This is a genomic window from Vreelandella sulfidaeris Esulfide1, assembly GCF_054072535.1.
On the sequence record NZ_CM133364.1, the window covers coordinates 697,350 to 711,223 of the forward strand.

13 protein-coding genes are annotated in these 13,874 nt (G+C 53.9%); 8 read left to right on the plus strand and 5 right to left on the minus strand.

The genetic code is table 11. The annotated features are described in order from the left end of the window. Window positions 1-71: 71 nt before the first annotated feature. Together mnmC and ACW44H_RS03290 are read right to left on the minus strand one after the other, a co-directional pair. Window positions 72-2,099, minus strand: a complete 2,028-nt coding sequence (gene mnmC / locus ACW44H_RS03285) for a bifunctional tRNA (5-methylaminomethyl-2-thiouridine)(34)-methyltransferase MnmD/FAD-dependent 5-carboxymethylaminomethyl-2-thiouridine(34) oxidoreductase MnmC (protein ID WP_457506851.1) — start codon at window positions 2,097-2,099, stop codon at window positions 72-74. Window positions 2,100-2,256: 157 nt separating this feature from the next. Continuing rightward, window positions 2,257-2,556 carry a YciI family protein gene (locus tag ACW44H_RS03290; protein WP_113268703.1) on the minus strand — a complete coding sequence of 100 codons (300 nt, stop codon included), beginning with the start codon at window positions 2,554-2,556 and terminating at the stop codon, window positions 2,257-2,259. A 151-nt stretch (window positions 2,557-2,707) separates the two neighbouring features. On the opposite strand from ACW44H_RS03290, the gene ACW44H_RS03295 reads away from it, so the two are divergent. Together ACW44H_RS03295 and ACW44H_RS03300 are read left to right on the plus strand one after the other, a co-directional pair. Next, a complete protein-coding gene (locus ACW44H_RS03295; RefSeq protein WP_457506853.1) occupies window positions 2,708-3,622 on the plus strand; it encodes a PHP domain-containing protein in 915 nt (304 codons plus the stop codon). A gap of 102 nt (window positions 3,623-3,724) precedes the next feature. Beyond that, window positions 3,725-4,348, plus strand: a complete 624-nt coding sequence (locus ACW44H_RS03300) for an L-threonylcarbamoyladenylate synthase (protein WP_457506855.1) — start codon at window positions 3,725-3,727, stop codon at window positions 4,346-4,348. 1 nt (window position 4,349) lies between these two features. On the opposite strand, the gene ACW44H_RS03305 is transcribed toward ACW44H_RS03300, so the two are convergent. Together ACW44H_RS03305 and ACW44H_RS03310 are read right to left on the minus strand one after the other, a co-directional pair. Beyond that, window positions 4,350-5,228, minus strand: a complete 879-nt coding sequence (locus ACW44H_RS03305) for an ion transporter (protein ID WP_457506857.1) — start codon at window positions 5,226-5,228, stop codon at window positions 4,350-4,352. Between the two features lie 72 nt (window positions 5,229-5,300). Next, window positions 5,301-6,215 (minus strand): CYTH domain-containing protein, encoded by a 915-nt coding sequence (locus tag ACW44H_RS03310; RefSeq protein WP_457506859.1) that lies wholly within the window; start codon window positions 6,213-6,215, stop codon window positions 5,301-5,303. Window positions 6,216-6,352: 137 nt separating this feature from the next. Between ACW44H_RS03310 and ACW44H_RS03315 the strand changes: the two genes are divergently transcribed. The 3 genes from ACW44H_RS03315 (at window position 6,353) to argA (ending at window position 9,827) form a co-directional block, all read left to right on the plus strand. Then, window positions 6,353-7,033, plus strand: coding sequence for a TIGR00153 family protein (locus tag ACW44H_RS03315; RefSeq protein WP_113268708.1), 681 nt, complete (start codon window positions 6,353-6,355; stop codon window positions 7,031-7,033). A gap of 11 nt (window positions 7,034-7,044) precedes the next feature. Then, window positions 7,045-8,310, plus strand: coding sequence for an inorganic phosphate transporter (locus tag ACW44H_RS03320; RefSeq protein WP_457506861.1), 1,266 nt, complete (start codon window positions 7,045-7,047; stop codon window positions 8,308-8,310). Between the two features lie 200 nt (window positions 8,311-8,510). Next, the gene (gene argA / locus ACW44H_RS03325) at window positions 8,511-9,827 is read left to right on the plus strand and encodes an amino-acid N-acetyltransferase (protein ID WP_457508914.1); all 1,317 of its coding nucleotides are present in this window, start codon (window positions 8,511-8,513) and stop codon (window positions 9,825-9,827) included. A gap of 219 nt (window positions 9,828-10,046) precedes the next feature. Here argA and ACW44H_RS03330 read toward each other — a convergent pair whose 3' ends face one another. Then, on the minus strand, window positions 10,047-10,901 hold the full coding sequence (locus ACW44H_RS03330; RefSeq protein ID WP_457506863.1) for an SDR family oxidoreductase: 855 nt from the start codon (window positions 10,899-10,901) through the stop codon (window positions 10,047-10,049). 689 nt (window positions 10,902-11,590) lie between these two features. On the opposite strand from ACW44H_RS03330, the gene ACW44H_RS03335 reads away from it, so the two are divergent. The 3 genes from ACW44H_RS03335 to ACW44H_RS03345 all read left to right on the plus strand — a co-directional run bounded on the left by ACW44H_RS03335 (window position 11,591) and on the right by ACW44H_RS03345 (window position 13,841). After that, window positions 11,591-12,190, plus strand: a complete 600-nt coding sequence (locus ACW44H_RS03335) for a hypothetical protein (RefSeq protein WP_457506865.1) — start codon at window positions 11,591-11,593, stop codon at window positions 12,188-12,190. Window positions 12,191-12,270: 80 nt separating this feature from the next. After that, complete coding sequence (locus ACW44H_RS03340) at window positions 12,271-12,708, plus strand: phage holin family protein (protein ID WP_113268712.1); 438 nt, start codon at window positions 12,271-12,273, stop codon at window positions 12,706-12,708. After that, the gene (locus tag ACW44H_RS03345; RefSeq protein ID WP_457506867.1) at window positions 12,705-13,841 is read left to right on the plus strand and encodes a DUF3618 domain-containing protein; all 1,137 of its coding nucleotides are present in this window, start codon (window positions 12,705-12,707) and stop codon (window positions 13,839-13,841) included. The genes ACW44H_RS03340 and ACW44H_RS03345 overlap by 4 nt, the downstream gene beginning before the upstream one ends. Window positions 13,842-13,874 lie beyond the last annotated feature (33 nt).

Below are 13,874 nucleotides of genomic sequence, written 5' to 3' on the forward strand. Positions count from 1 at the left end.
TCATCTTGCGAAAAGCCTCCCGATATGTCATTGCGAGGAGCGCAGCGACGCGGCAATCTCAAGCTTGTCTATTAAGCATTCTCGCCCCGAATAATCGCGCTAATAATGCGCCGCCCTGGGTGAAGGTGATCGACCAGCGGTGCTTCCAGTGGCATTGGTTCATCACACATGCGTGATGCAATCACCTCGGCACACAGCGGTGTGCTCGCCAACCCCCGCGAGCCATGGGCCGTCGATATCCATAGGCCTGAGTGGTGCTCGCCACGCTTATTCGGGACGCGGGTGGCATCTTTACTCAGTAATAAATAGTCGGCTCGCCAGGCTTCAGCGACAGGCACTGGCCCCGCATAAGGAGTCTTGTCGGGGCTTGCTGCGCGCACCGCCGCGCGGCCTCCAAGGTTGTCAGGGCTAAGTGGGTTGCCCGCCAGTTCTAACGCTTCGACCAACGCGGGCAGCGTTAGGCGCAGCTCATCAATATTGCGCTGGTGGTCGTCGTCCGTCACATCGGTGCTCGCATTATTGGGCACAAAGCTAGCTCCAAAGGTCAATACGCCATCCAGTGCAGGGGCGACATAGCCACCGGCACATACGACGCGGTGAGGTCCCGTTACCTTATCGGGTAACGTTACCTCGCTAATCTGGCCGCGCACCGACTGCAGAGGCAGCTCCACCGTTTGTGCAAAACGATTGGCCTGATGGGCGCTGGCGATTACAACTTGATCCGCGTCGAGCGCACTGCCATCGGCCAACTGAAGCCGCCAACCGGCCCCTTTGCGGGTAAGGGAGGTAACATCGCCCTGGTGCAAAGTAATGCCTGGCTGATTAAGTAAATGCTCGCACAGTGCCTTAGGCCTCACCCACCCCGCATGCGGGTAAAACAACCCATGAGGGGCGTTAATCGAGATAGCTGCCGTATCGGTTAACGCAGATTTTTCCACTGCAGACACTACTTCGCGGGGCAGTGGGTGCTGTTCTATAAAGCGCTGCTGACGCCGCGCCTCTTTATCGCTACTTGCTAGCTGAACCACGCCGCAGGGCTGCCACAAGGGGATAGTGGATGAGGGCGCTGTGGAGGGGTGCTGCTGTGAAAGCCAGCGCTGGCTATACAGCAATCCGGCAAGATAAACACGGCTCTGGTGGTTGGTTTCAGCGGCGAGCTTTACATACAGCGCCCCTTGACGGTTACCCGAGCCACCCGCGCCAGGGGCTTCGCGCTCTACCACCGTTACTTGAATGCCGCGCCGCGCCAGCGCTGCCGCAACCGTACTGCCCGCAAGCCCTGCGCCGATAACTGCAACGTGCTTAGCAGGCGCGGCAGGCGGCGGTGTATACCAGGGAGTGGGCTGGCGGCGTTGGTCCGCTGGTGGCGTTTCGATGCTACCGGCGAGCATTTCACGCTTACGGCCGTATCCCGGTACCTTTTTCCAGCTAAAGCCCGCTGCTTTCAGGCCCCGTTTGACAACGCCTGCACAGGTAAACGTGGCGAAGGTGGCGCCGGGGCGAGAACGCGCGGCCATGGCGTTAAACAGTTCCGGTTGCCACATATCGGGGTTTTTGGAAGGCGCAAAACCGTCTAAAAACCAGGCGTCCACTTGGCCATCCAGTAGCATCAAACGTTCCGTGGTATCACCGAAATGAAGGTCCAGCGTCACGCGCTCGGTTAGGTGTAGGCGATGAATGCCGTTAACGGCAGCGGGCCACTGAGCACATAGCACCTGGGCATAATCCGCTAACGAAGGCCAGGCGCTCAACGCCTGTTCAAGTGCTTCACGCGCAAGGGGAAATTTCTCTGTGGATAACAGGTGCAGGCGTGCATTGGCAGGCGCATGTTGCTCAAAACAAACCCAGGCGCAGAGCATATTAAGACCCGTGCCAAAGCCGGTTTCACCAATCACAAAAGGCCGCGCGGCTTCCCAGGCGGCGAAGCGTTCGGGGAGATGATTGGCGTCCAGAAATACATGCTCGGTCTCTGCGCGCCCATCGCCACGGGTGAAATAGACGTCATCAAACGCTGTTGCGTGGGGGGCTCCCTCGTTCCAGGTCAAGGTTGGCGTAGTTAATGCTGCCAGCGGTGGCAAAGCATTTGGACGTTGGGTCACGCAGTTATCCATTAAAATAAAAAGTGGTTAAAAATTGATCAACTTGATGCCGCTGGCGCTAGCTCTGGCTTAGCGCAAAGCGTCCGCCGGGTTTGCACAGAGTTTTCCACAGGCTCTGTGAAAAAGCGGACGGACCCTCCACACTCGCCTATTGGGGTCAAGGCAAAACTTTTTTGAACGGCTTAACAATTACCTTGGCATAGACCCCTGCAATCATGTAAGGGTCGGCATCGGCCCACGCGTTGGCTTCTTCCAGACTGTCGAATTCCGCTACCACCAGACTGCCAGAGAAGCCAGCATCGCCGGGGTTGTCAGCGTCGATAGCAGGGTGAGGCCCCGCTAATACCACACGGCCTTCATCACGTAGCGCTTCCAAACGGGCTAAGTGATCGGGACGAGCCGCTAAGCGACGCTCTAAACTATTGGGCACATCTTCACTGATAATGGCATACAGCATTGACGTATAACTCCTTGATAAAACGAGGATGAAAACGGGCCGTTAATTGACCGCACGGGTAGATACGCGCACCATATCTTAACTGTCGTGAACGATTTATTCACAACAGAAAAGCAGCTTATTCTGACAAACGGGCCACACGGCGTCACCTATGCTTCGACTTCCCTATACTTTTGATGCCGATCAGCGCTACCCCGTTGATTTGCACATGCACTCCACCGCTTCCGATGGCGCGCTAACGCCCACGGAACTGGTAACGCTGTGCGCCGAGCGCGGGCTGACACATATGTCGCTCACCGACCACGATACCATGGACGGCATTGAAGAAGCGGGCCGTGCCGCTGAGCAAGCAGGGCTATGTCTTATCCCTGGTTGTGAGTTATCCACACGCTGGCAGGGTGTGAATATTCATGTGGTTGCGTTGATGCCAGGCGGCTTGCAAGGACCGATGGTGGAAGGCCTGATTCAGCAGCGTGAGGCGCGTATTCAGCGCGCTGCGGTCATTGCCGAGCGGCTGGAAAAAGTAGGTTTATCCAACGCGCTGGAAAAAGCGCGCTTTCATGCAGGCAGCGACCGCCCGTTGGGACGCCCGGATTTTGCCCGTGCGCTAGTGGCTGAAGGCGTGGTACCCGACTGGGCAAGCGCCTTTAAGCGCTATCTGGGCAGCGGAAAGAAAGGCGATGTCAAAGCCCACTGGCCTGAAATCAGCGAAGTTGTGGGCTGGATAGTGGAATCGGGCGGTGTTGCCGTGATTGCCCACCCATTGCGCTACGGCTTAACCCGGCGCAAGCGTGGCCTGTTGATGGATACTTTTCAAACGGCGGGTGGGCAAGCGGTTGAGCTGGTCAGCGGCCAGCAGAACCCGGATAGCACGCGTGATTTGGCGCGACAGCTAGTAGAGCGCGATTTGTATGCGTCCATGGGCAGTGACTTTCACTTCCCTGGCAGTCATGCGGCGCCTGGCAGCATGAGCTTGATACCCCGTACGGCGGCGCCACCCATATGGCAGCATCCGCGGCTAGTGCATCTGCGCGAAGCAGCGCCCGGCCTGTTAGCGGTCGGCTAAGTTAATACCCGCTTAAGTTATCACCCGCTTAAGTTATCCCCAGCTGAGGTCAGCTATGCTGTAGGGACAGCTAAGACAGCGTGCTATGAAAGGAGCAGTTTTATGAGCCAGTATTTCCAGATTCACCCGGAAAACCCGCAAAAGCGTCTGATCGATCAGGCCATTATGATTATCCGTAAAGGCGGTGTAGTGGCATATCCCACCGACTCAGGGTATGCCCTGGGGTGTCATTTAGGCGAGAAGAAAGCCATTGAGAAGATTAAATGGCTACGCTCATTGGACGACAAGCATAATTTTACCCTGGTATGTTCCGACCTCTCGGAAATCGGCACCTACGCCAAGGTGGATAACGATGTTTTCCGGTTGTTGAAAGCGCACACCCCAGGGCCCTATACCTATATTCTGGACGCCACGTCTGAGGTGCCGCGGCTATTGTTGCACCCCAAGCGTCGCTCCATTGGCGTGCGCGTGCCCGATCACCGTATTACGCATGCGCTATTGGCGGCGTTAGGCGAGCCCCTGATGAGCGTGACGCTAATCCCCGTGGGTGATGATCTGCCCATGAACGACCCGGAAGAGATCCGTGAACGTTTTGGCGCCCACCTAGATGCCATTATTGACGGTGGCGCTTGTCATTTAGACCCGACCAGTGTCATCGACTTGCGGGAACTGCCGCCTAAAATTATCCGCGAAGGGCGTGGGGATATTACTCCCTTCCAAGTTTAATCTATTCAGAAGCCGGCTCGTTGTTGGCTTTGCGCGGATCTTCGCTATCTTCGTCTAGCCAGGTGCCGCAGCGCAGACAGTAACGGGCACGCTTTTCATGACGGTCGTACCCGCAACCGGGACAGGCTTCTTCTGAATAACGCTCCTCACGAATCGAGCGGATCACCTGCGCTGAGAATACCCCGGTAGGCACGGCAATAATCGAGTAGCCGAGCAGCATCAATACCACGGTAATCGATTTGCCCAGCGATGTGGCGGGCACGATGTCACCGTAGCCAACGGTGGTCATGCTCACGATGGCCCAGTACATCGACATGGGGATGCTGGTGAAGCCCGCCTCGGGGGATTCAATGGTATACATCAACGCTGCGAACAACGTTATTACCATTAAAATGGCGCTAAAAAACAGCAGAATCTGGCGCAAACTGCGTTTGAGCGCGTCCATCAACAATCGAGCTTCGCCAACAAACTCCATCAAGCGCAGAATACGAAAAATGCGTAGTACCCGCAGCAAGCGAACAATCACTAACCCATGAGCGCCCGGCACGAGTAATACCAGCCAGATGGGCAAAATGGCAATTAAGTCGACAATGCCGTAAAAGCTCTTTAAATAGAGCGTAGGTCGTTCCAAGCAGTAGATTCGCAAGGCTAGTTCGATGGTAAACAGCAGCGTAAAAGCCCACTCGAGATAGAAAAATATATGCCCGTAGCGTTCAGCGTATATTTCGATACTGCTCAGCATGATGACGGCGACGCTCATCAAAATCGCCACAATCAAGGCGATATCAAACGCTTTTGCGCCCGGCGTGTCTGATTCAAAAATAATATGAAACAGTCGGACGCGTAGGTCTTCTTTGCCAGGGGTTAAGTGTAAATTCATTGCATCATCCCGAAGTGAGCCTTAATACGGTCCTGAAAGAATAGTCTTGAAAAGAACACTAAACTTAAACTGTTAGCGTAGCGTGGTTTGGTACGCCAAGCGATGGGCGAGTGCCAACGCAGCTTTTCCATATACTGTGCTGGGCTGGCCAGCCCCATTTAGGCCACTGGTCAGCGCTTGGGCATGAGCGCGCGCCGTTATATCTAGCGCTGGATGCTCGGCTAGCCGCGCTAGTGCCTCTTGGGCATGGGTAAGAAAGGCCGCTTGTTGGCTGTCGTGATAGGCATCCAGGGCCAGCGTGGCACGGTGCAGCCATTCCGCTGGGGAGTGTGCTTCCGGCAGCGGCCAGTGTTGATTGCTGAGCGCATTGCCTCGGGATGCTTTGCTGCTATCAGAAGGGCGTAGCGGCACCTGCTCCGCTAGCTTCAGGGCCAGCGTCCATAGCGCTTCCGGCTCGCCGCTCTTTAATTCGAGTTCCATCTCGCGAATTGACGTGCGGTAGTCACCGCTGATAATAGCGCCCTCATCCAGCACCAGTTCAATATGATTACCCTGGCCTGCGGAACCTGGGGTTACTAAACAATCGGTTAGCTGCCAACTGCGTCGTGAGAAATCGGTACGCAGTTGAGGGGCTAGCGAGTCCAGTACACCGCCAAGGGCGCCTTGAAAGGGGGGCAGTGCGGCCAGCCCGGCCAGATCCAGCTGTGAGCCAGAAACTTGCCACTCCCACTCTTCTCGTTGAGAGAGCCCGCCGCCGCCCTGACCAGCGGTTTTCACCGTTTGCAGTACTTGACCATCTACCTGACGCAGGCGTAACGCAATTCGCGCGTTGGTCAAATCGCCTTCAGGCGTATCAAAGTAGGTATTGACCAAGGTTTGTTGAAGTGCGGGTTCTGACGCGAGGAACGGGTGCTTGACCAGCGCAGCTGGGCCTTCCGGGGCGAGGGCGAGTTTAAGTTCTACTTCCATTGGGCTAGAGTTTTTCATGATGCTCGCTACCTCGTTATCGTGACATTTAAATGAATATTTGGTTACTTTTGTGAACTTTTCATGACGCCGGCGGATGCACTCTTTATACTGGCGCCGCCATTTCCAGGCTCCCCGAAAATAGGCTAAAAGGCATTATGGTTACCTCCAATCCTTTTTCTTCGATGTTTGGCCGCTCGCCATTCCAGCCGCTGTTGGCCCATATCGTCAAGGCTAATGAATGTGCCGATCAACTGTTGCCGTTTTTTGAAGCAACGCTGGTTGATGATTGGGACAAAGCAGCTGAATTGCGCGAAAACGTCACCCGCTTAGAGCACGACGCCGATACGCTGAAAACAGAGCTGCGGTTGAACCTGCCCAACACCATGTTTTTACCGGTGTCGCGCTCTGATTTGCTCGATTTGATCAGCGTGCAAGACAAAATCGCCAACAAGGTGCGCGACATTACCGGCATTATGCTGGGGCGTAAAATGCGCGTGCCGGATGAATTGGCCGACCCGATGCGTGACTACATTCGTACCAGTATTGCTTGTGTCGCCCAAGCCCGTCAGGCATTGGAAGAGCTCAAGGACCTGCTTGAATCCGGCTTTGGCAAAAACGTCTCCGATGTGATGCAGAAAATGATCCGCGAGCTGCACACCCTCGAACATCAAGCCGACGATCAACAGGTGACGATCCGTCGCCAACTGTTCTCGCTTGAGAGCCAGCTACCGCCAGTGGATGTGATCTTTCTCTACAAGATCATTGAATGGGTTGGCGAACTATCTGATCGCGCTGAGCGTGTGGGTAGCCGTCTGCAGATACTGACTGCCCGCTAAGGGGACCTTTCATGCTGATTATTGCCCAGCACGGTGAAATCTTCATTATTTTGGCCTGTTTGTTTGGCTTCTTTATGGCCTGGGGCGTTGGTGCAAATGATGTCGCCAATGCAATGGGAACCTCGGTGGGGTCGAAAGCGATCACCATCAAACAAGCGATCTTAATTGCTGTTGTTTTTGAATTCCTGGGTGCTTGGTTAGCCGGCGGTGAGGTAACCAATACGATCCGCAAAGGCATTATCGACCCTGAGCTATTGCAGGATGACCCGCAGCTGTTGGTATATGGCATGCTGGCAGCGTTGCTAGCCGCGGGTACATGGCTGCTGGTAGCGTCTATGAGGGGGTGGCCAGTTTCTACCACCCATTCGATCGTCGGCGCGATTGTTGGCTTTGCGGTCGCAGGGCTTGGCCCCGCCATGGTGGATTGGGGGGCAGTGGGCACGATTGCCGCGAGCTGGGTAGTGTCCCCTTTGCTGGCGGGTACGATCGGCTTTGTGTTGTTTAAATCGGTGCACTATCTAATCTTTGAAGATGACAACCCGTTTGCTGCTGCGAAACGCTATGTACCTGGCTATGTGTTTCTCGTCGGCTTTATCGTTTCGATGGTGACGCTGACCAAGGGGTTATCCCATGTTGGTCTTGAGTTGACCTTTAATCAAAGCCTGCTGCTATCGATTCTACTGGGCGGCGTGATTATGGGAATTGGCTGGCTGATGCAGCGTCGTATCAAGTTCGAGCACAATGCGAAGGACCACTTTGGCTACGCCAACGTTGAACGTGTATTTGGCGTGCTGATGATCTTCACTGCCTGTGCCATGGCCTTTGCCCATGGTTCTAACGATGTGGCGAATGCGGTTGGCCCGCTGGCCGCAGTGATTAGCGTGGTGCAAACCGGCGGTGAAATCGGTGGCTCCGCGCTGGTGCCATGGTGGGTATTGGTACTCGGCGGCGGTGGCATTGTGGTGGGCTTGGTCACCTACGGCCATAAAGTGATTGCGACCGTGGGTACCGGCATTACCGAACTTACCCCCAGTCGCGGCTTTGCCGCCACGCTGGCGGCGGCCACGACGGTGGTACTGGCGTCAGGCACTGGCCTGCCGATTTCAACGACCCATACGCTGGTAGGTGCAATTTTAGGTGTCGGTCTGGCACGCGGTATGGCGGCCCTCAACTTGCGCGTTATTGGCACGATTGCGATGTCATGGCTGATCACATTGCCAGCCGGCGCAGGTCTCGCCATTCTGTTCTTCTTTATGTTCAAAGGCATGTTCGGCTAAACATGTTCGATTAAACGCAGGCTCGAACGCGTTTAGAAGCAACTGAGCGGTAACATCACAGCGGCATCTTCATGTTTATCTGCATTAGATCGAGCAGATTTGCATTAGAAGGTGCCGCTGTTTTTTGTGCTCTGGTAAAGTAACCCATTGGACGTAATAAACGTCGCATGTTTCTTTCACCTGCTGCCGGAGAGCGGCCCTTGGATACGCGCTTCCCTTTTGTTGATTGGTTTCGTAACGCTTCCCCTTACATCAATGCTCACCGGGGACGAACCTTTGTCATCTTAATTGAAGGCGAAGCCATGGCGTCTGGCCGAGGGGAGCAACTGATTCAAGATTTAGCCCTGCTGCATACCCTGGGCGTGCGCTTGGTGGTGGTATTTGGTATTCGCCCCCAGGTACACGAAGCGTTAAGCGCCGCCGGCGTAGAGCCAACGCGCGTTGATGGCCGCTGGGTGGCAGACCGCGCTGTGATGGCGCACGTAGAGCAGGTCGCTGCCCATCAGCGGCTATGGCTGGAAGCGCGGCTGTCGCTGGGCCTGCCCAGCACGCCGCTACATGGCGTAGAGCTGAGTGTCATCTCTGGCAACCTGGTGACCGCCAAGCCGCTGGGCGTACGCGAAGGAGTCGATTTCGACCACAGCGGTGAAGTGCGCCGCGTGCGCGCCAGCGCCATTCAAGGTCTGCTGGAAAAAGGTTCGCTAGTGCTATTGCCGCCGCTGGGTTTCTCAAGCACCGGTGAGGTGTTTGATCTGGATGCTTCTGAAGTAGCCCATCACGCCGCTATAGCGTTAAAGGCCGATAAGCTGATTTTGCTGGGCGAGTCAGAAGGGCTAGAAGATGATCACGGCGCGCTGCTTCGCCAGCTCTCGCCAGCGGAGGCCGAGCCACGATTAACGAACGCCGTACCGGGTAGCGAGCTAGCCCGCCATTTACAGGCCGCCTGCACCGCCGCACGGGAAGGTGTAGCTCGCACGCATTTGCTCTCCTGGCGCAACCACGATGCCTTGTTGGGTGAGCTATTCACCCGTGACGGCGTGGGCACCATGATTACCCAGCACCGTTACGAACAGCTGCGTCCGGCTACGCTCAACGATGTGGCGGGTTTATTAGAACTCCTCGAGCCCCTAGAGCGGCGGGGCATGCTGGTCGCCCGTTCTCGTGAGCGGTTGGAGCACGAGATTGACGACTACATGGTGATCGAGCGCGACGGCATGGTGATCGGATGCGCCGCGCTGCATGTATTCCCGGATACCAGCATTGCTGAACTCGCCTGCGTAGCGGTACACGACAGCTACCGCGGCGGCGAGCGGGGCGAGCGCCTAGTGGAAGCCATGGAGCGTCGTGCCCGGCAGCGCGGTTTAAATGTCATGTTCGTGCTCACCACTCACACGGCGCATTGGTTTGTGGAGCATGGCTTTCATACGGCCAGCTTAGAAGACTTACCGCCACTTAAGCGCGAGACTTACAATCACGCCCGCAAATCGAAGGTATTAGTAAAAATCCTGGCGGGGTAGAACGGGGATAGTATTGAAACGTGGGAATTAAAGCGTGGGAATTAAAGCGTGAGCGTTCAAGCGTGCATATAAGGGGGTAAGTAGAAAGTGAGAAGTCGATTAATATAAAGAAATGATAGTGGGCGGTAAAGAGTGAAGTAAGACACCCATAAAAGGGGCGGCGAAACCGCCCTTTTTGTTTTGCTAGTCACGTGTTTAGCTAGTCACGTTAGATGCTTATTAAGTGTTTAAAATAACACCGCCATTTAAGTGCATGGTTTGACCGGACATATAGGACGACTCTTCGCTGGCTAAATAAACATAGGCGGGGCCCATTTCACTGGGCTGGCCAGCACGGTTCATAGGTACCTGACCGCCGAATGACGCCACCTTCTCGTCATCAAAACTGGCCGGAATTAACGGGGTCCAGACTGGCCCTGGCGCCACTGCGTTAACGCGAATGCCACGGTCCATCAGTGACATTGCTAGCGAGCGCACCAATCCCTGAATAGCGCCCTTGGTAGCGGTGTAATCGATCAGCGAATTATTGCCCTTAAAGGCGTTGATGGATGACGTAGAAATGATGGTGTCACCCTCGCTAAGATGCGGTAGGGCAGATTTCGTCAGATAGAAATGGCTAAAGATATTGGTCTGGAAGGTACGTAGCAGTTGATCATCGGGGATCTCGGTAATGTCGTCCCAATCGTACTGCTCAGCGGCGTTGTTGATCACAATATTAATTTTACCGAAGTGATCAAGGGTACGCTTAACGATATCGCGGCAAAATTCTGGTTCCGCTACATCGCCTTTTAACACCAAGCAATGGCGGCCTTCCGCTTCCACTAATCGCTTAGTCTCTTCAGCATCTTTATCTTCGTCTAAATAGGCAATCGCACAGTCGGCGCCTTCCCGGGCGTAGTGAACGGCCACTGCGCGGCCAATGCCGCTGTCGCCACCGGTAATAATGGCCACTTTATCCAGCAGCTTATCGGTGCCGCGGTAGCTCTCACGGATATACTCGGGTTCGGGGCGCATCGCGTATTCATCGCCCGGCTGCTTATCTTGATGCTGGGGAGGTTGCTTTTGATCACTCATGTGCGGTCACTCCATTGTTGGCACAGGTACGTGTCGTTCAATATTTACCTTTCAAAATCACTGGGTAATAACTAGCACAAACAGCGACAATCCGATCCTCGGATTCACTGCGATGCTCTACACCGTTCTAAGGTGGCACATTTCTAAGGGACTCGGTTCTAAGAGACGTTCTAAGAGACAGAGCTCTAAGAGACAGAGCTCTAAGAGACCCCGCTTTATGGGCGTAAATCTAAGCTCAATACAGACCTAAACTCAGTCCTAAGCTTACTCCTGCGCTCAGTCCTAAGCTCAGTCCCAAATGCAGCCCTAAACACAGTTCTTACCATAGACCATCGACGTAAAAGGAGGCAAATGAGCAGAAATGGCACACTTCTCTTATTTCCGCTTTTTTATATTATCTCTACCAACAATAGTTAATTTAATTTAAATAAATCACGCGTTTTATTAACTTAGGTTAATGAGGTGGCTGGATGATGAAATGGATTGGCACATAAATTGACAATAATAAAATCAGCACTATGTTTTGAAAGTGGGCTATCTATTAAGGAAGTTAAGTTGACTACGTATAAGTGCTGGTCTTCTTTTAGTGCATAAATGCATTAGTTAATTGAACTAAATAGATTTGCAGTGTCGCTGATTGTGTTTCACCACGGATGCTGACAAGTGAAACGACAAGGAGGAAGTATCAGATGAATGATCAAGGAAAGCAGCCTAATCCAGGCGCAACAGCCCAGACGAACCAATCAAAGGAATCGCTCAAGCAGCGAGGTCGAGATACCGCGCATGATGTAAGCGAGGCGGCCCAACACCAAGCAGAAAGCTACTTTACCAAGCAGCGCGATAATGCGGCGGAACAGTCCCAAAAATTCACAAGCGTGCTGCAGAAAATGGCTGACGAGTTTGATCAACAGCAACAGCCGTATTTCTCTAAGCAAGCGAGAAGATTCGCTGATACCACTGAGCGTATGTCGCAAAAATTACGCGATAAAGATTTACGCAGCGTATGCGATGAAGCGAAAAGCTTTAGCCGCCGTGAACCCGCTCTGTTTGTAGGGGGTGTTATTGCGGCTGGCTTTTTAGCATCGCGCTTTCTGCGAAGCTCCAATAAGCACACGCATGGCAACGACGGATACTCCAATCCGACAGATGAGCGTTCAATGGGCCGCCCAATGGAAGAAAGTGTGCCTCCTAAGCCTTCGGCAACCTCGCCGGGTTCGGCTCCCCAGACTTCCGCGTATAGCCAATCATCCAGTCTTTCAGGCAGCCCCTCTCAAAACGATGGGGTTTGAAAACAAGGGGTTTAAAAACAAGGGGTTTAGTTGGGTCGAGGAAATGAATCGCCCTAATCAAAGGGCCAGGGAGGCTAAGAATGGATTCGGAGAATAAAACCACGTCACAAGGCTCATCAATTGGGTCGTTGTTATCGACGTTAACGAAAGAAATGACGTCGCTGGTGCGCAACGAAGCAGAGCTTGCCAAAACGGAGATGTCTGAAAAGACCCATCAGGCGATGGGTGGTATCGCAGAGATTGCTATTGCCGGTGCAGTTCTGCTCGGCGGCTTTTTAACGCTGTTAGCAGCGATAGTGTTCCTGCTAAATGAGGTGCTTCCGCCCGACACCACACCTTGGCTATCTGCATTGATTGTCGGCGGCGTTGTGACGGTTATCGGTATAGTGATGCTCAAAGCGGGCCAGAAAAAGCTACAGGCTCGCAACCTGATGCCGAATCGTACGATGCATAGTTTGCAAAGTGACAAAGCGACTGCGAAAGAGCATCAGCACAACGTCAAGGAGGAGTTGAAATGACGGATAAGGATAACCAGCGCAAACCTGAAGATATTGAAAAGGATATCCATCAGTCGCGCGAGCGCCTCGATTCTACGCTGCATGAAATCGAAGAGCGCTTCTCTCCTCAGCAACTGTTGAATACGTCTTACGAATATATTCGTCAGGGTGGCGCTAACGAATTTGTTACCAACCTGGGCACGACGATTAAGCAAAACCCACTGCCGTTTCTGCTCACCAGCGCGGGTATTGGCTGGTTAATGCTGGCCCAACGTAACCCGAATCAAGGGCAACACCAGCATGATGGGTACGCCTCTGAGACTGACGAGCACTTTTACATGGGTGATGAGTATTCATCGACTACTCGCGGTCCTCAAAGCCCGCAGGGTATCCCCGTTCATGAAGGCACGCACCCTAACGGTGGAGCGCCTGCCTATAGTAATGCGCCTTCTGGTGTAGCCGGTGCTTCAGATAATCACAGTGGTTCAGAAGCGCACGTTAGCTCAGAAAGCCATGGCGATGGTAAAGGCCGCATGAGCCGCGTGAAAGAAAGTGCCAGCAGCATGAAAGGCGGTGCCAAAGGCAAAGCCCAAACCTTAGGCCAAAAAGCAAAGCAAACGGCGCAGCAGTGGGGAGATAAAGCCCACCATATGGGAGATAACATGAGAGATTCCACATCCCGTCTTCATCACAATACTCATGACCACATGCATAATATGGGTCAACGTGCTCGCCATTCTGAGGGGCAAGCCTCTGACTTTATTCAAGAACATCCGCTGGTGGTAGGCGCGCTAGGGTTTGCACTAGGTGCCGCCTTGGGTGCTGTTTTCCCTGCCACCAAAAAAGAGGATGAATACATGGGCGAGTATCGTGATCGCGCTCTTCATAAGGCCGCTGAAAGCGGGCAAGAGCAAATGAATAAAGCCCAGCATACTATTCATGAAAAAGCGGATAAAGCTCAGCAAACTGTTCACGAAAAAGCCGAGGAAGCTAAAGAAAAATCACACCAGGACCAAGGTTCTAATGTGAACGCGAACCAGGATAAGCGGCTTGAAGACAGCGACTCATCGACTGAGAGACATAGCTCAGGCTTAGCGGGGTCGAGTACGCCTTCTGGCAACACGCAAGGCTCGGGTACTAACCATACGCCTTGATACTGTTAGTTCCGCCAGGAAATAATCAGTGGC